Genomic DNA, 17,784 nt, shown 5'->3' on the forward strand with positions numbered 1-17,784 from the left:
CGATTTTGCTTTTCAATTCTTTTATTATTTACCCGTTGAGTTTGGACTATTTTTATTTTGCGTCCAACAGCTCTTCTTTTGTATGGATCAGTTGTGTAAGGAAACGACAATACGGTGTAGCAATACCGTATTTTTCTCCTTTTCGTACAATAGCACCATTGATATAATCGATTTCTGTCAACCGATGATCTTTGATCAGGTCTTGATGCATAGAAGGGTAGTGAAGCCCGATCTTTTCAGTTGGGTAACATTGCTCCACATAACCTACTGTTTCAGCCACATCCAGTTGAACATTTTCAGCAGCCGCAACAGCGGAAAATTCCGCAACGATGGCTGTCACGATGTCGCGAGCTGGGGAAGTCATTCCAAAGTTATGCATGTTTACATCCAGTAATGTACATAAACCATTCATTGTTCCATTAACACAAGCTTTACGATAAATCGAGTAATGGATATTCTCCGAATATTTCGCGTTCAATCCTGATTCTGATAATGCAGCTGCCAATTCTTTTGCATTAGTTTCATGACCTGGTGCTAAGTTTTGCAGCTCGATAGATCCATCGCCAAACAGTTTTACCTTGCCAGGACCTACCAATCCAGCTGTCCACATCGTATTACCGATAAAGATCTGCTCCAACGGCACATACTTTTCGATGGTATCTTCATGTCCGATCCCGTTTAAGAGACACAAAATATTGGTTTTTTCATGGATCAATGGGCGAATCGCCTGCATCATGCCTTCCAATTGCATTGCTTTTGTAAAGAGGATGACCAAATCTGCCGCAAACGGCTGGTCAATGTTTGATTGAGCCATGATAGGCAGGTCAACGACAACATCTTCACCGTTGTAGTCTGCTTGTAATCCGTGCTCTTTGATCTGATCGACATGCTCTTGCCAGCCGTCGACCAGCATCACATCGTTGCCTCCTTGATGCAACATCAAACCAAAGCGGCTGCCCATCGCCCCCGCACCAGCAATTAGAATTTTCAAAATGATCACTCCTTCAAATTTTCACTGCTTCTATTCTACTCGCAACTTTCCTGGAATACCACGTTCCTGAAAGGTATCAAGCTGAATATGGCTGGTTTTTAATCAAGTTTTGAGTATTTACTCATGAAATCTGCACTTTTTATGCCGGATTTTCAAAGGATCGCTTTAGAACCTCTGCTAACGCTACTCAAGATTCGGTGTAGAAATAAGCAACTACAACTGAAGATTTTCATTTACGCTGGAACTACTTTGCAATTACAGAAAAAAGAATGCGTCCCAACTTACAGATACCTCTGAAAAAAGGAGGCAGAAAATATGTTCAAAAAAATAAAAAATGAATTTAGAGAAACGAAACAAACCAATGAAGATTTCCTGCAATGGCTTCTTATCAGTAAATTATCTACCAAAGAGAAATGGCTCTTAGCTTTGTTCTTATGGATTCTTTGGATCAAATATGCGTTTAACATCGCTTTTATGTTCAATTTTTTTAAAGTGATTTTATTAATCAGTCTAATTTATGGTTTATTAAGTATGATCTCTAGATTGCTGGAAATTATCCGTAAAAAATAATACCTAAAAACTATAGGGCAGAATTTACACTGAAAGCTGCAAAAAAACAGCACCAGAAAATTTGATTTCCGGTGCTGTCTTATTTTAAAAAAGTTTAACCTTCGTACAATTCTCTAACGGGTCCCATAATGATCCGGTTCAGATCATTGACTACTGTGCTGAAGGCTTGTTCTGTTTGCATCAATTGGTTGATCAAGTCTTCTTTTTGGACTTTTTCAGCCATTGCTTGCGCTTTTTGAGCATCTTCTTCAGAAACTTCTTCGCCAGCCATCATTTTCGTTTGCAGTTCTTGTTGCAATGCTTGAAACTCTTTGAAGATACTATAAGCTTCTTCATTGGCTTTCAGACGGTCAAAAGAAGCACTTAATTCTTGGAATTGTTCTGATTGACGGATTTCGCGTTCTAATTGGTTCGCTGTATCATAAATGTTTGCCATGATATTTCCTCGCTTTATCTGATTTCTTTTATTGTAACATAAAAAGGTCAATCGCCTGAAATTTTTCCCCAAATATTGCGGATAAGGTCTTTTGCCCCTTCTTTTACTCGGTCACCAAATTCAGAAAGTCCTTTTTTGGCATTCTCTGTGAATTCATCTACTGATTTGTCCCAGTCGCTGTTGTCTTCTGTTGTGTCAGCTTCATCAGCAGCTACGACTTTTCCGCCGGTTTGATATGCGTCGGCCACTGTAAATGAACTTTCGGGAACGTATGGCAGAATATTTTGTGCCATCGATCGAAAGACCTGACCTACGACATCACCGCTAGTCCCGCTTAAATAGTGATCCTTGCTGGTTTTTTCGTAACCCAGCCAAGTCGCCATCACGACATTCGGTGTATAGCCCACGATCCACTGGTCATTGGCTTTGGTAGCATCAAAGTTGGTTTCGGTAGTCCCTGTTTTACCGGCTACTGTATAGCCGTAAGGTTGCGCTTGAGCTGCCGTCCCGTTTGAAAATGTTCCCAACAGCATACTGGTCATTTCATCTGCGGTTTCTTTTGAGACCACTTGTTCCGCTTTTGGATCATTGTTATCCACGATCACTGTCCCTTGCGAGTCAACGATTTTGGTGATGAGATGCGGATCGTAGCGTTTGCCGCCGTTAGCAAAAACTCCGTATGCACTGGCCATCGTCAATGGGGATTCCCCTTTTTCCAATCCGCCTAATGCGACACCGCCCCAATACTTGTCTTTTTCTGACAGTGACAAGCCGAATTCTTCCGCTTTTTTGTAGCCTTTATTCATCCCGATCTCGTGCAAAAGCCAAACCGCTGGCGCATTCAAACTCCAAGCCACCGCTTGATACATTGGTACCTCGCCGGAGTATGTCCCGTCGTAGTTTTTTACATCATAATAAGAAAGTTCTTCATCTTTCAAGATACTATCTGGATGATAGCCGGCCTCAAGTGCTGGTGCATAGACACTGATCGGTTTAATAGTAGAACCGGGAGAGCGTTTCATCTGAGTTGCAAAGTTGAAACCGCGGAAAACATGTTCGCCCCGACGTCCTACCAGTGCGCGAACACCGCCGGAATTAGGATCCAATGCGACAGAACCAGATTGGACCATCGCGCCGTCTGCGGCATTTGGCGGAAAGACAGAATCATCTTTATACGTAGCTTCCATCTGCACCTGATAATTTTGATCTAACGCGGTGTAGATCTTATAGCCCTTGTTCATGATATCTGTTTCGCTGATATCGTATTTGTTAACAGCCTCGTCGATCACGGCATCGAAATAATACGGGTACTTATACCCGGATTCTGATTGATCATAGGTATCATTGACGTAGTCTGCGATATTGACAGCCGAAGCTTCTTTTTCCTGTGCTTGGGTGATTTTTTTGTTTTCTTCCATGACAGATAAAACTGTATCACGCCGACTATTGGCATTTTCCGGATAGTCGATAGGGTTATAGATGGATGGTCCTTTAAGCATTCCTACCAGTGTCGCGGCTTCCCCTAAAGAAAGCTCATTGGCATTGACTCCGAAATATTTCCGTGAAGCGTCTTGCACTCCCCAGACCCCGTTTCCGAAGTAGGAATTGTTCAAATACATAGTCAAAATATCATCTTTGCTGTATTTCTTTTCGATCTCGATGGCTAAAAACAGTTCCTTGGCTTTTCTGCTGAAATCCTGATCGAGAGTCAGATAGGCGTTTTTTGCCAATTGCTGAGTGATGGTACTACCACCGCCGCCGGAAGTATCTCGATTGATCACCATGCGTGCTGCGGCCCGTAAGATCCCCATGATATCGAACCCGTGATGATGATAAAAATTCCGATCTTCAGTGGAAATCACGGCATCTCGCACATAAGGCGAAATCTGATCCAGATCGACATACGTACCTTTTTGGGCATAGAGTTTACCGGCTTCATCACCATCTTTGTCGTATACCACTGTCGATTCTTTCAAATCAGACTCCAAACGGTCGACATTGACCTGCTTTGCCAAATAGAATAGATAGGCACTCGTGATCAAGACGACGACCATGCCCACTAAAATGATGATTTTATTGACATGATATTTTTTCCAGATCCGTTTGCGCCAATGATGAAACTGAATCAAATACGGTTTGAGCCAACGCCAAAAAACAGCCAGCCCCGTTTTGATTTTCGTAAGTATTTTTTGAAAATCCATTTATTCAGACTCCTTGTTTCATTTCTCCTGAGTGTATCATAACAAATCCATAAAGAAATGCGTCTTAAGACGGAATCTGGATTTATTCACTCATATGAAAATAATCATATCATTTAATTTCCGGAAAAAAGTTATTTTTTTCTTAAATATCCTCTAAAAATGCTATACTTTAGAAGAAATTTAACAGAAAGGATCATCTGATGAAATTCGAAATCACATTACCAAAAAACCAACCAACGATCACCATACGGGAGTTGCTGGAAAAAGAGTGGTTAGTTCCTCGTAAAGTCCGGCATTTTTTGCGTATCCGCAAAAACGTCTGGCTTAACGGACAGCCGGCGATGTTTCATCAAGAGGTCACGGCCGGCGATACTCTGCTTTTGCAGTTCGAAGATGAAGACTATCAATACCAAGAAGTTGTCTTCGGGGATTCTGAGAATATCGCAGTCCTATATGAAGATGAGCATTTGATCATCGTCGATAAACCTGCCGGCATCAAAACACATCCTAATCAACCTCAAGAAACCGGGACGCTTTTCAATGATCTAGCAGCTTATCTTCATCAAAAACAACAACGGCCTTATGTTGTCCATCGGTTAGACAAAGAAACCAGCGGCGTTGTTTTATTTGCTAAAAATCCCTTGGTCCTGCCGATTTTAGGACGTCTATTGGAACAAAAAAAGATCTATCGCCGCTATCAAGCAATCGTTGCCGGCAAACTGACCCGAGATCTCACCATCAATAAAAAGATCGGCCGCGATCGTCACGACCGCCGCAAACGGATCATTGATGAAAGACACGGACAGATAGCTGTCACTCACATAACCGTCCATCATGCCGATCCAAAACAAAGTGAGATTTTTTGCGTGTTGGATACTGGCAGGACGCATCAGATCCGGGTCCACCTGAAAAGTATCGGTCATCCCATCATCGGCGATCCTTTGTACGGCAAGCCAACCGGACGTTTGCAGCTCCATGCCTATCAGATGTTTCTGGTCCATCCCTTCACCAAGGAAAAGATGGAAATCACCGCGGGACCGGGACTTTGGTAGAATAGTCTCTATTTGAGAACAACTTTTATGCTGTAAAAAAACACACTTAGTTGAGCTTAACGCTCCGCTAAGTGTGTTTATTCCTATTACAATCCTAAGAATGAAGATGGATCGACAAATCCGCTCCAAACCGCTTTACTTAATCCAAAATGCAAATGAACGCCGGTAGAATTTCCGGTAGAACCCATCAAGCCGACAGTTTGACCGACGTTGAGTTTTTGACCTTTTGAAACACTGATTTTGCTCAAATGCATGTAGTAAGAATAGTAACCATTGTCATGTTTGATGATGACGTAATTACCGGCACTAGGATCCGTTCCTGCCATTTCCACGACACCGTCGCGAGCAGCCATGACTTTTTGTCCGTAAGCCCCTGGTAAATCGATCCCATCATGCTGGGTGCCGGAATAACCAGTAGGATCTTGACGGCCGCCAAAGCCGCTGCTGACAGATAATTTAGTTGCCAACGGAGAAGCAAATCCTGTTTTTGCTGTTTTCTTTTCCGCTTCTGCTTTAGCTTTTTCCGTTTTTTCAGTCTTCTTCAATTTTTCTATTGCCGTGTTCTCTTTTTTGATCGCGGCATCGGTGTCTTTGACTTTTTCTGTCAACTCCGCTTTTTTGGCTTGTAGTTCAGCCGCTTGATCAGCAAAAGTTTCGATTTTTCCTTGTAAAGTAGCTAATGAAGTATGTACGTCGGATTTTTCGGCAGTCAATTTTTCTTTCTGTTCTGTTAAATCATTCAATTTTCTAAAAGCTGTCAACACGCGTTGAGAATAATTATTTGCTGAAGATTGAGGCGATACAGAATACATATCTGAGGCCATCGTGGACTGTGCTTCTGTTTCTTCAAGAGTAATGGTCTGTAATTCCTCTTTCAGGTTGTTCAATTTTTCAGCAGCTTCCTCAGCGGCATTCTCTGTTTCTTGTTTTTGTTTTGCCAAGTCTGCTGTTTGTTGGTCAATGTCTTTGATTTGTTGTTGTAAATCAGCCAATGTTTTTTGATCGGCCGTTAATGCTTTTTGTGTGCTATTTATTTGATCGGTGGTTTCCGAGGCGAAGGCCGTAGCAGAAACTCCCAGGTTCATGACTAATGCAGCTAAAACGATAGTTGTTTTAAATTTCAATAATAGTCCCCTTTTCATAATTTTTTCACTTTGCATAATTTAACATGAAATTTTATAAAAAGGATAACAGGGCGATTACATTTTATTATCACTCGCTCTATCTATTTGAAACATAACGCTTCTTTTGTTACACAACAGTGACAAAATCCCCTTTATATTACGTCTTATATAAATTTATTTAAAGACAGTTAGGATTTTCTTAAGGCATTCACTACTGGATTTTTTATTTTACAGCATTTTTCAATAACGCAAGTTCCGCTTCAGTAAGAGGGCGATAGTCACCTAATGCCAATTCTTCATCCAACGATAAATCTCCCATTCTGACACGTTTTAGATAAGTGACTTCTTTCCCCACAGCTTTGACCATCCGTTTGACTTGGTGGAATTTCCCTTCATGAAGGATCAGACGCATCTGGGAACATTCTTGTTTAGGGTCTACAGCTAAAATAGTCATCTCCGCCGGCAATGTTTGTTCATTGCCATCGATTATGATCCCTTTTGCAAATGCGGCGACATCTTCTACAGTCAAAATCCCAGCTACTTCTGCATAATATTCTTTTTCAACATGCTTTTTGGGGGATAATAGCTGATGGGCTAATACCCCATCGTTACTGATCAAAAGCAGTCCTTCAGTATTCTTATCCAAACGACCAACCGGAAACAGATCATCCCGCTGATCTTTGTCTTTCAAAAGATCGAGTACAGTCTTATCTCGCGGATCTGTCGTTGCAGAAACGACTCCTTGCGGTTTGTTCAGCAGATAATAAAAATATTTTTGATACTGGACCGGCTGATGGTCAAAAGTGACTACATCATGGTCCGCGACCTGTATCTTGTCGGAAGTTATCACCTGTCCATTGACCGTTACCCGGCGATCTTTGATATATTTTTTGACTTCTTTGCGGCTGCCGATCTGCATATCCGCTAAAAATTTATCCAAACGCATTCATTTCACTCCTTAATTTCTAAAAACTGTCTGCTCGATAAAAAAAGACCCGAACGCTGTCGGAAAGCTCCTGATCATCGATGTTTGTGCTGACTTGTCGACTGCAGGAGCGATCTTTCTCGTTCGGATTTTTCTGTCAGACGGCATTTGCCGTAAGACGCTCTTTTATTTTATTCGTAATTTTTTTCGCATCTTGATTGCCGAAGGACCTAACAGTTTATCTGCCAATCGGACTTTCAACGCCATAAAGACATAGCTGAAACCACCAGTGCCGGCAACTAACAAGATCATGATAAATGATTGGCTCTTGCTATCGGTATTCAAGAACAAGTCCGCGACTTGGCGGGTAATAAACGCAATGATCAGCATGACAAAGGTCAGTAAAAGGATCAAGACAGTCCGGCGCAATGTTAACGGATAGTTGAAGCGTGCGATCTTATACATTTTCCGCAGATTCAAATAGCACGTCAAACTGAATCCGATCATCGTCGCTACCATGGGACCATAGACTTCTAAGATCCGGATCGCCGGGTATTGCAAGATCAGCTTCAAGAGCAATCCCAGTACAAAATATTTGATGGCAGCGCCGTTTTCATACAATCCTTGCAGCATACTGGAAGTCATCATGAAGAGCCCCAAGAATAATCCGGTGATACAGGCTTGGATCAGGACTTTTGTTCCTAATGCGTCTGGTTCATAGAACAGCGTATTCAAAGGATAGGCTAAAAGCATCATACCAAAACTGGCTGGCAGCATCACAAATGAAAACAACTGTAAGTTATTGCTGATCAGTTTTGCCAAACCGCGATGGTCTCCCACGGTTTTGGCTTCTGTGATCAATGGCAGACCCGTCAATGACATGGAGGTAGCTAAACCGATCACCACCATCGTCAGTTTGTCAGGATTTGCGCTGAAGATTGAAAACAGATCCTTCAACTGCTGACTGGAATATTCGGTAAACTGCTGCATTACACGAATAAAAGTAAATTGATCCACCAGCTTGAAGATTGTGATCCCCGAACCGATGATGATAAAAGGAATCGCTTCTTTGATGGTATCCAGTAGTAGTTCTTTCGTATGGATCTTAGCTTCTTTTTCGCTGTATTCAACAAGTGTATCCATCCGGACTTTTTCTTTTTTGAGGAAATAGCCCAATACCGCAAAACTCGCCAGTACACCGATAAATGCGGCGAAGGTCGATTGTGTAACGGCTTGTGTGTATTCTCCTTTCATCACTTTCATAATGATGAAGGTCGCTAACAGCATATAAGCGACGCGAGCGACTTGCTCTGCGATCTGAGAGATAGCAAACGGCCGCATATCTTTGAACCCTTGGAAATATCCGCGGATCACGCTCATACAAGGAAAAACCAGGATCGCAACACTAAGCGAACGCATCGTAGGTACCAACTCTGCTCCACCGCCGGAAGCTTCCGCAAGAAACGGTGCCAGCAGATACATGATACCAGCCGTGATCAATCCAAAGATCCCCATCACCTGCAATGCACGGATAAACAATTTTCGACTGGTGCTGTATTCATTCAGGGAATTATAGTGGGCTGTTTGCTTAGCGATGGCGGCAGGTATCCCTGCTGTCGAGATCATCAAAAACAGCGCATAAATATTATAGCCCATATTGAACAATGCATTGGCAGCTTTGGCATTTTCACCCATCCAAGCATACCAAGGCAAAATATAAATCGCTCCCAACAAACGAGAGCCGATGTTGCCGACGGTCATCCACGCAGAACCGCGGGCCATCCGTTCTTCATTAGTTAATTCTGTCGGTTGTGCTTTTTTCTCCATTTGTCCACATTCTCCAACTTTCTTATGTATCAAGGCATATTCTCTATTTTAATTGTAAACAGACAAAGTCGCAATTACTTTTAGGAAATTTAACGGGAATGCAATATTTTGTCGGCGTTTTTTCGCTTTCCCGAAATTTTTTTAGTGTTGCTGGAGAATTATGCTATAATAATGAAAAAATCAAAAGAGGATTATAATTATGTCTTTCTCCATTGAAACGATTCGTACCTTGTTGCTTAAAGAAAATCTATTGAAAGAATTTGTCTCTGCAGATGGTTGGCATCTGACGACTGATTTGGAAAAAAGCTTTACCGCTCTTTCCTACGACTCTCGTTCAGTAAACTCTCAGACGCTTTTTTTCTGTAAAGGATTGAACTTTAAAACGGAATACCTGATTTCCGCACTGGAAAACGGTCTGGAAGTCTACGTTGCAGAAGAACCCTACGAAGTTTCTGCTAAACTGGGGATCATCGTCACAGATATCCGCAAAGCAATGGCAGTCTTGTCGATGGCTTTTTACGATTACCCCCAAGAAAAATTAAAACTAGTCGCATTTACCGGGACAAAAGGAAAAACCACCGCCGCGTATTTCACGAAAGCGATCTTGGATGTGACTACAAATAAAAAGACTGCATTACTGTCAACTATGAATACGACGCTGGACGGGGTCACTTATTTCAAATCCCATTTAACAACACCAGAATCGCTGGATCTTTATCGTATGATGGCTCAAGCAGTGGAAAACGGTATGACCCATCTTGTAATGGAAGTTTCCTCGCAAGCCTACAAGACACAGCGGGTTTACGGGCTTCACTATGATGTCGGGATCTTTTTGAATATTTCTCCAGATCATATCAGTCCCATCGAACACCCAACATTTGACGACTATTTCTACTGCAAACGCCAGCTGTTGATCAATTCCAAACAAGCAGTTGTCAATCATGACAGCGATTATTACGATTTGTTGGAAGAAACTTGTCAACTGCACCAGATTCCTTTATGGACATATGGACGGTCAGAAGCCGACTATCTGGTGACAACGACGGAAAAACGACAAGCATTTACATTGAAAAATACAAATGATCCATTAACTTTGAACAGTACGTATGAAATTTTATTAGCAGGGGGATTCAATCAAGAAAACGCCGCCAGCGCATTGATTGCATCAGCCCTTGTAGGTGCAACCGCTCAAGATGGTCAAAATGGATTATCTCAAGCCCGCGTTCCCGGACGGATGGAACAGCTGCAAAGCCAAAACGGCGCCGCGATCTATGTAGATTATGCCCATAATTATTTAAGTCTAAAAACACTTTTGGAATTTGCTAAAAACGAACATCCCAATGGTCGTGTGATCGTCGTCTTAGGGAGTCCCGGCGGCAAAGCACTTTCCCGGCGGCAGGATTTCGGCAAGATCTTGTCAGAACAGGCAGATATTGCGATCCTGACTGCTGACGATCCAGCCTTTGAAGATCCGCAAAAAATCGCTGAAGAAATTTCCGCAGCCATCACTGAGCCCAGTCTAGAGATCCATTATGAGATGAATCGAAGTCAAGCCATCGCTCAGGCTATCGCTTTGGCGAAAGCGGAAGATTCCGTGATCTTAGCCGGCAAAGGGCAAGACCTGTATCAAAAGATCAACGGCGAAGATACCCCTTATGAAGGAGACTACCAGATCGCCAAACATCTGATCGAAGCGTAAAAAACGTTCACTAAGCACTGGAAAACCAGGCTTAGTGAACGTTTTTTTAATCAAGCAGCGGTGAAAGTTCCTCTTTATAAGTGATAAACAGCTCCTGCATCCCGCGGGAGATCGCTGTATACAACCGTTTCTGATCTTGATCTGAATGATAATTTTCTGGGGAAACATCATACAACAGGACCTGATCGAATTCCAAACCTTTTGACAGACTGAGAGAAAGGATCTGGATCTTTTCAGTCAGCAGATCTTCAAGCGCTGTTCTAAGGTCTACAGCCTGTGCTTCAGTTTTCGTCAAGATCGTCAATTGATGGATCTTCTCATCAGTTAGTAATCCTTCGACGAATCGACGGAAGTCTTCTTCATTTTGCGTCTTTTGATAGACTACCGGTGCGCCGTCAGAGCGGATCGGTACGATCTCCATAGGAACAGTGACTAATTGACGGAACAGCTTGGTAATCGCGCCGCTGGAACGATAGCTGTTCAAAAGGTCGTAACGAGTCAAGGGCAGCTGATTTTTATCAAACAACTGTTGGATATCAGCAAACGGGATCTGGGAATTGAAGATAGCTTGGTTCTCATCCCCTACCATCGTAAATTGTGCTCGCGGAAACAGCGCCAACAGCAACGACAGCTGGGCGTACGTATAATCTTGTACCTCATCGATCAAAATAAAGCGCAGCTGCGGCACTTCGATTGCTTCCACAAATAAATGCTGGATCAAAAGACGAATGACCGCTTCGTCCAGTGTAGCCTGTGTTGTTTTTGGCAAAGGCTGATCCGTAAAGGTCTGATAGATTTTTTCAAACAGCTTTTCAGTTTTCAGCCATTGATTTTCTGCCAAAGCCCGAGTGATGCGGTGATATTTCTTCTTCAATAGTTTTTTGCTGTAATAAAACAGACTTTCTGCCGATTCATCGCTGATCAGCTCTCCGAAATAGCGCATCTGCATATCTTCTGAAAGTCCTAGGAGCTGATCATGGATCTTGCTGCTGCGGGCTTGACGGATGATCCGTTGTTCCCAATAACTGATCAGTTGTTTTTTCATAGCTTGGATCTTGTCGATCATTTTGGGATGATTGGGCGTTGCTTGGTACAACTGCTCTAAAAACTCTACTGAGATCAGAGGCTTTCCCTTGTAATCGATGGATTGGAAAAGATCCGGGATATCTTGCAGCAATGCGTCAGACTTCTTGATATAAGCGATGAACTCCGCACTGCGCAAGACATGCATATAGTCTGACTCTGCTTCATTCAACCGTTGGAAATAGTCCGCTTCTGTTTCTACCGGCCAATCGCCGTATTCTTCCACAAAAGCCCGCATCGTAAGATTCCAAGGATTTCTTTCTCCTAAAGCCGGCAGGACATTACCGATATAATCGATAAATTGGGTATTAGGCGACAAAATCAGGATATCATCAGAAGTGATCTTTTGCCGCATCGAGTACAACAGATACGCGATCCGCTGCATGATCGTAGACGTTTTTCCACTGCCGGCGATCCCGTTGACTAAAATATGACGGCTGGCAGTATCCCGGATGATTTTGTTTTGTTCCTTTTGGATCGTCGCGGTGATATCTTTCATGAAGCCGCTAGTATCGTTTTCCAGTGCTTCCAAGAGTACATCATCTTGGATCGCAACAGACGTATCAAAATACTTGATCAAATGATCCCGTTCAATGATGAATTGACGCCGAGTACGGATGTCTACTTCTATCTGGCGGGTGTCCACTTGATAACTGGAGCGGCCCAATTCATTGTTGTAAAACAATTCCGCGATCGGTGAACGCCAGTCGTAGACCCGAGTATCTCCTGTCAGATTGCGAAAGCCGTTGACACCGATATAAAAATCTTCTTCGTCATCATCCAAAAAATCCACCGCTACCTTACCAAAATACGGACTCTCCAGCGAGCGTCGAACCTGTGATAATTCCTGTTCCGCCGTCTGCATCTTGATGTTCATTTGATCGATCTCGCGATTTTTCATTTCCAGCTGAGCAAAAGTATCCAAATTATCGGAGATATTGTCAAAATTCAAGCGGACATCTTTTTGCATCTCCTGCAAAGCCGATAATCCGCTTTGTTTCGACTGATCCAGATAATCTGCCAATTCGACTTCTTTTGCCAGCATCTCTTCATAAACCTGCTGCAAATACGTTTCTTCTTTGTGGTTGACCATACCATTTTCCCCCTGTTTGTAAAGGATAGGTTATGGATTATACGCTTAACTAAAAAAAGTTTCAATCTTTTTAACCGATATTCTCCGCAAAAAAAGCGGCACAAGTCTTATCGGACTTGTACCGCGATTTATCTGGTTTATGATCAATTTGCAACGATATTGACAAGTTTATTTGGTACTACGATGACTTTACGGATCGTTTTACCAGCGATATGTTCTTGGATCAATTCGTTGTTTTTCGCCAATTCTTCCAGCGCTGCTTTGTCAGCGTCTACTGGTACATTGACTTTTGCTCGAACTTTACCGTTTACTTGGAATACGACTTCGATCTCGTCTTCAACTAACGCTGTTTCGTCATAAGTTGGCCAAGGAACATAAGAAATGCCTTCTTCATTGCCCAAGATCACCCAAAGTTCTTCCGCAAGATGCGGTGTGATCGGTGCCAACAACTGCACGAATCCTTCGATATATGCATAAGGCAGTGCATCGACTTTATAGGCTTCATTCACAAAAACCATCAGTTGTGAGATCGCTGTATTGAAATGCAGTTGGTCATAGTCTTCCGTGACTTTTTTGACGGTTTGATTATACACTTTCGTCAATTTTCCGTCATTGAAAGTAGTGATCCGATCGCGCATTTTGCCGTTTTCATCTGCGATCAGACGCCATACCCGATCCAAGAATTTGCGGCTGCCTTCCAACCCGTTTTCGCTCCAAGCGATAGAAGAATCCAATGGTCCCATGAACATTTCATACAAACGCAGCGTATCAGCGCCATAAGCTTCCACCACGACATCAGGATTGACGACATTGCCGCGGGATTTCGACATTTTTTCGTTGTTTTCCCCAAGGATCATCCCTTGATTGAATAGTTTTTGATATGGTTCTTTTGTTGGCACCACACCTAGATCGTACAAGAATTTATGCCAGAAACGCGCATACAGCAGATGCAATACGGCATGTTCCGCACCGCCGATATAAATATCCACCGGCAGCCAGCGTTTCAATTTTTCGTAATCCGCCAATGATTTTTTGTTATGAGGATCGATATAACGCAAGTGATACCATGAGCTGCCTGCCCATTGCGGCATCGTGTTGGTTTCACGACGGCCTTTTTTACCGGTGACTGGGTCAATGACATTGATCCAATCTTCGATGTTGGCCAGTGGCGATTCACCGGTTCCGCTTGGTTTGATGTTATCTGTGATCGGCAGTGTCAACGGCAGTTCTTCTTCAGGAACCGTCGTCGTTGTCCCATCTTCCCAATGGATCACAGGGATCGGTTCACCCCAATAGCGTTGACGAGAGAACAGCCAATCCCGCAGACGGTAGCTGACTTCTTTTTTACCGATACCTTTTTCTTCCAACCATTCAACGATTTTAGCGATCGCGTCTTCTTTGTTCAATCCGTTCAAGAAATCAGAATTGATGTGCGGTCCATCTTCAGTAAAGGCCGCTTCTTCCACATTGCCGCCTTCTAAGACTGGGATGATCTCCAGATCAAAGGTCTTAGCGAATTCATAATCCCGTTCATCATGAGCTGGTACTGCCATGATGGCACCTGTTCCGTAAGAAGCCAGCACGTAATCAGCGATCCAGATAGGGATTTCTTTGCCGTTGACTGGATTGATCGCATAGGCACCAGTGAAGACACCAGTTTTTTCTTTCGACAGATCAGTACGGTTCAGATCAGATTTTTTAGCCGCTTCTTCGATATAAGCTTCGACAGCTGCTTGCTGTTCCGGGGTAGTGATTTTTTTGACCAGCTCAAGTTCTGGCGCCAACACCGTATAAGTCGCACCATACAGCGTATCAGGACGTGTCGTGAAGACAGTGAACTGCTCGTCTGTTCCGGCTACGTTAAAGGTTACATTCGCACCTACTGAACGGCCGATCCAGTTTCGCTGCATTTCTTTGATGCTTTCTGGCCAATCCACTAGATCCAGATCATCCAACAAACGATCTGCATAAGCGGTGATCTTCAGCATCCATTGGCGCATCGGTTTGCGAACGACATCATAACCGCCCCGTTCGCTTTTGCCGTCGATCACTTCTTCGTTTGAAATGACCGTTCCTAATTCCGGTACCCAGTTGACTGCGACTTCTGCTTCATATGCCAGTCCTTTTTCATAAAGTTTTGTGAAGATCCATTGTGTCCATTTATAGTATTCCGGATCCGTCGTATTGATTTCCCGGTTCCAATCATAACTAAAGCCTAATGAATTGATTTGACGGCGGAATGTCTCGATATTTTTTTTCGTAAATTCCGCAGGATCATTCCCGGTATCGATGGCATATTGTTCTGCTGGCAGACCAAACGCGTCCCAACCCATTGGATGCAATACATTATAGCCTTGGCTGCGTTTCATCCGTGACAAGATATCAGTTGCTGTATACCCTTCCGGATGCCCTACATGCAGACCCTGTCCTGATGGATAAGGGAACATGTCTAAGGCATAAAATTTTGGCTTGTCGCCATCGTCATGGGTATTGAAGACATTGTTTTTTGCCCAGAATTTTTGCCATTTTTTTTCGATTACTTTATGATCGTAATTCATTTTACTGACTCCTCCTAAAAAATAATAAAAAAATCCTATAAAAAGCGAGTGCTTTTTATAGGACGTAATCTACGCGGTACCACCTAATTTTACTTGCGATTGCAAGCCTCTTGCGGGATATCGGCCGCTGCCGTATCTGCCTACTGTCTTCAGCAGATATCACTCAAAGGCGAGTTCAAAAGGTTTCGGACACATTTCCACCAGCCATGTGCTCTCTTTACCGAATGACTTTCTACTATTCCTTCTCAAACGTGTTGCTATTGATAGTTATACTATCAAAAAACACGAATAAATTCAAATATTATTTCACTATTTTACTTTTAAAACTTGTCCGATAAGAACGATATCAGAGGTCAGATTATTCAAAGATTTCAATTGATTGACTGACAGATTGTATCTTTGCGCGATCGTCCAAAGACTGTCGCCGCTTTTGACGGTATAGGTCTTGCTGGAACTGCTTGTAGAAGAGCCGGTATTTGATGAAGCACTAGCTCCTTTTCTTACGATCACTTTTTGGCCTGGATAAACAAAATCATTTTTGATGTTGTTCCATTGACGGAATTGACTCATGGTGATGCCGTGTTTGTTGGCAATAGACCAGACAGAATCCCCGGCTTTTACTGTATAACTTCCAGAAGTATTTGTACTGCTGGAGCCGGTACTTGAATTCCCTGTATTTGTACTGCTGGCAGAACTGCTTGAGCCAGTCGAACTTGAGCCGTTTCTGACGATCAGACGTTGACCTGGGTAAATAAAATTGTTTTTGATATTGTTCCATTGGCAAAGCTGGTTCATGGAAATACCGTATTTATTAGCGATCAGCCAAACAGAATCCCCAGCTTTTACTGTATAATGCGAGCTTGTTGAACTGCTGTTGCTGCTTGATCCCGAGTTTGAACTGCTTGAGCCAGAATTTGAACTGCTAGAACTGCTTGAGCCAGCAGAAATTGAGCCGCCGTTTCTGACGATCAAACGCTGACCTGGATAAATGAAGTTGTTTTTGATATTGTTCCATTGACAAAGCTGGCTCATGGAAATGCCGTATTTATTAGCAATCAGCCAAACAGAATCCCCAGCTTTTACTGTATAATGTGTGCCTGTTGAACTGCTGTTATTGCTGTTTGAACCTAAGTTCGAGCTGCTTGAGCCTGAATTTGAATTGCTGTTGGAACTGCTTGAGCCAGTCGAACTTGAGCCGCCGTTTCTGACGATCAGACGTTGGCCTGGGTAAATGAAATTATTTTTGATATTGTTCCATTGGCAAAGCTGGCTCATGGAAATACCGTATTTATTGGCGATCAGCCAAACAGAATCGCCGGATTTTACTGTATAGTATTGCGATTGTGATGAAGAACCTGAATTTGTTCCTCCACTGGAATTTGAATTGTTTGAAGAACTTCCAGCTGACGCTCCGCCTCCGGCACTGCCGCTGGCTGGTGTATCAAAACGAGTCAGATTGTAAGTCTCGATCACATTATTCAAAGATGCTCCATAATGCGGTGCTGTCGCATAGCGGCCTGTCAGCCAAGCAGTTGCATCACGATAAGACTGCGTATTGCTCTTCCACGCACCGCGATAGTAATAATCGCCGCCTAAAAAGACATTGCGTAGAGTATAGGCATTGTCCGCAAATGATTCTTTGAAAGATGGGTATTGGCGGAACGGTTCTTTCATGGTCACCCATTTACCGTTCAAAAATTCCATCGTATCCATGTATACAGTGTTGCCGTTATAACTTCCTTTGATACCGAATAAATTATAATAAGGTGCTTTGGATAAGGTACTGCCTCCCCATCCACTTTCAATGATCGCCTGAGCGATCATCACAGACGCATATAAATCATTGGCATTAGCTATCGGTTGCGCATGAGCCGCGATCTCAGTAATGAATGCACTGGCATTACTGCTGTACAAACTCACCTGAGCGCCTGTGTCAGTAACGCTTGTTGCTTCTGCTGATAGCGGGGTCATGAAAGGTGTCACAACAGAACAAGCTGTTAATGTTGTTCCCATAAGTGCGGCACCCTTTTTCAACTGGTGATATTTGCCACCAGATTTTTCCGCTTTCCGTCGCTCTTTTCTTGAGATAATCTCCATTGTGTCACTCCTCCAAAACAGTCATATAGTACTTTAAGTATACCGTTTCTTAAGTTTTATTAAAAGTTATTTAAGATGATTTCCGCAATTTGTAAAACGACTGTAACCTTATGTTTTTTTGGTTATCT

Annotated in this window: 12 protein-coding genes and 1 other annotated feature; of the genes, 3 read left to right on the top strand and 9 right to left on the bottom strand. The window is 42.9% G+C overall.

What is annotated here, in order from left to right; genetic code table 11:
* Positions 1-52: 52 nt before the first annotated feature.
* Positions 53-991 (bottom strand): 2-dehydropantoate 2-reductase, encoded by a 939-nt coding sequence (locus EFB00_RS05110; protein WP_122645830.1) that lies wholly within the window; start codon positions 989-991, stop codon positions 53-55.
* A gap of 315 nt (positions 992-1,306) precedes the next feature.
* Here EFB00_RS05110 and EFB00_RS05115 point away from each other — a divergent pair, with 315 nt between their 5' ends.
* Positions 1,307-1,561, top strand: coding sequence for a hypothetical protein (locus EFB00_RS05115; protein WP_122645831.1), 255 nt, complete (start codon positions 1,307-1,309; stop codon positions 1,559-1,561).
* 94 nt (positions 1,562-1,655) lie between these two features.
* On the opposite strand, the gene EFB00_RS05120 is transcribed toward EFB00_RS05115, so the two are convergent.
* Both EFB00_RS05120 and EFB00_RS05125 read right to left on the bottom strand, forming a co-directional pair.
* Entirely contained in the window at positions 1,656-1,997 is a 342-nt protein-coding gene (locus EFB00_RS05120; protein ID WP_122645832.1) for a YlbF/YmcA family competence regulator, read from the bottom strand.
* Positions 1,998-2,044: 47 nt separating this feature from the next.
* The gene (locus EFB00_RS05125; protein WP_122645833.1) at positions 2,045-4,198 is read right to left on the bottom strand and encodes a PBP1A family penicillin-binding protein; all 2,154 of its coding nucleotides are present in this window, start codon (positions 4,196-4,198) and stop codon (positions 2,045-2,047) included.
* A 200-nt stretch (positions 4,199-4,398) separates the two neighbouring features.
* Here EFB00_RS05125 and EFB00_RS05130 point away from each other — a divergent pair, with 200 nt between their 5' ends.
* On the top strand, positions 4,399-5,250 hold the full coding sequence (locus tag EFB00_RS05130) for an RluA family pseudouridine synthase (protein ID WP_122645834.1): 852 nt from the start codon (positions 4,399-4,401) through the stop codon (positions 5,248-5,250).
* Positions 5,251-5,336: 86 nt separating this feature from the next.
* Here EFB00_RS05130 and EFB00_RS05135 read toward each other — a convergent pair whose 3' ends face one another.
* The 3 genes from EFB00_RS05135 to EFB00_RS05145 form a co-directional block, all read right to left on the bottom strand.
* Positions 5,337-6,374: a M23 family metallopeptidase gene (locus EFB00_RS05135; RefSeq protein ID WP_241153410.1), complete on the bottom strand. Its 1,038-nt coding sequence runs from the start codon at positions 6,372-6,374 to the stop codon at positions 5,337-5,339.
* 223 nt (positions 6,375-6,597) lie between these two features.
* Positions 6,598-7,320 (bottom strand): pseudouridine synthase, encoded by a 723-nt coding sequence (locus EFB00_RS05140; protein WP_122645836.1) that lies wholly within the window; start codon positions 7,318-7,320, stop codon positions 6,598-6,600.
* Positions 7,321-7,485: 165 nt separating this feature from the next.
* Positions 7,486-9,126 (bottom strand): putative polysaccharide biosynthesis protein, encoded by a 1,641-nt coding sequence (locus EFB00_RS05145; protein ID WP_122645837.1) that lies wholly within the window; start codon positions 9,124-9,126, stop codon positions 7,486-7,488.
* A 199-nt stretch (positions 9,127-9,325) separates the two neighbouring features.
* Here EFB00_RS05145 and EFB00_RS05150 point away from each other — a divergent pair, with 199 nt between their 5' ends.
* Positions 9,326-10,825: a UDP-N-acetylmuramoyl-L-alanyl-D-glutamate--L-lysine ligase gene (locus tag EFB00_RS05150; RefSeq protein WP_122645838.1), complete on the top strand. Its 1,500-nt coding sequence runs from the start codon at positions 9,326-9,328 to the stop codon at positions 10,823-10,825.
* Positions 10,826-10,871: 46 nt separating this feature from the next.
* Here EFB00_RS05150 and EFB00_RS05155 read toward each other — a convergent pair whose 3' ends face one another.
* The 3 genes from EFB00_RS05155 to EFB00_RS05165 form a co-directional block, all read right to left on the bottom strand.
* Positions 10,872-13,001: a HelD family protein gene (locus EFB00_RS05155; RefSeq protein ID WP_122645839.1), complete on the bottom strand. Its 2,130-nt coding sequence runs from the start codon at positions 12,999-13,001 to the stop codon at positions 10,872-10,874.
* Positions 13,002-13,144: 143 nt separating this feature from the next.
* The gene (gene leuS, locus EFB00_RS05160) at positions 13,145-15,559 is read right to left on the bottom strand and encodes a leucine--tRNA ligase (RefSeq protein ID WP_122645840.1); all 2,415 of its coding nucleotides are present in this window, start codon (positions 15,557-15,559) and stop codon (positions 13,145-13,147) included.
* 55 nt (positions 15,560-15,614) lie between these two features.
* Positions 15,615-15,818 (bottom strand) — a binding site (T-box leader).
* 50 nt (positions 15,819-15,868) lie between these two features.
* On the bottom strand, positions 15,869-17,656 hold the full coding sequence (locus EFB00_RS05165) for a muramidase family protein (protein WP_122645841.1): 1,788 nt from the start codon (positions 17,654-17,656) through the stop codon (positions 15,869-15,871).
* Positions 17,657-17,784 lie beyond the last annotated feature (128 nt).

Origin of the sequence: Enterococcus mediterraneensis, from assembly GCF_900604485.1 — a bacterium.
GTDB classification, from domain to species: domain Bacteria; phylum Bacillota; class Bacilli; order Lactobacillales; family Enterococcaceae; genus Enterococcus_C; species Enterococcus_C mediterraneensis.

What these genes read in the sequence shown, in the direction of transcription:
- EFB00_RS05130 (WP_122645834.1), top strand. Translation starts at nt 4,399, where the DNA reads ATGAAATTCGAAATCACATTACCAAAAAACCAACCAACGATCACCATA.
- EFB00_RS05155 (WP_122645839.1), bottom strand. Translation starts at nt 13,001, where the DNA reads ATGGTCAACCACAAAGAAGAAACGTATTTGCAGCAGGTTTATGAAGAG.
- EFB00_RS05140 (WP_122645836.1), bottom strand. Translation starts at nt 7,320, where the DNA reads ATGCGTTTGGATAAATTTTTAGCGGATATGCAGATCGGCAGCCGCAAA.
- EFB00_RS05115 (WP_122645831.1), top strand. Translation starts at nt 1,307, where the DNA reads ATGTTCAAAAAAATAAAAAATGAATTTAGAGAAACGAAACAAACCAAT.
- EFB00_RS05165 (WP_122645841.1), bottom strand. Translation starts at nt 17,656, where the DNA reads ATGGAGATTATCTCAAGAAAAGAGCGACGGAAAGCGGAAAAATCTGGT.
- EFB00_RS05120 (WP_122645832.1), bottom strand. Translation starts at nt 1,997, where the DNA reads ATGGCAAACATTTATGATACAGCGAACCAATTAGAACGCGAAATCCGT.
- EFB00_RS05145 (WP_122645837.1), bottom strand. Translation starts at nt 9,126, where the DNA reads ATGGAGAAAAAAGCACAACCGACAGAATTAACTAATGAAGAACGGATG.
- EFB00_RS05150 (WP_122645838.1), top strand. Translation starts at nt 9,326, where the DNA reads ATGTCTTTCTCCATTGAAACGATTCGTACCTTGTTGCTTAAAGAAAAT.
- EFB00_RS05125 (WP_122645833.1), bottom strand. Translation starts at nt 4,198, where the DNA reads ATGGATTTTCAAAAAATACTTACGAAAATCAAAACGGGGCTGGCTGTT.
- leuS (WP_122645840.1), bottom strand. Translation starts at nt 15,559, where the DNA reads ATGAATTACGATCATAAAGTAATCGAAAAAAAATGGCAAAAATTCTGG.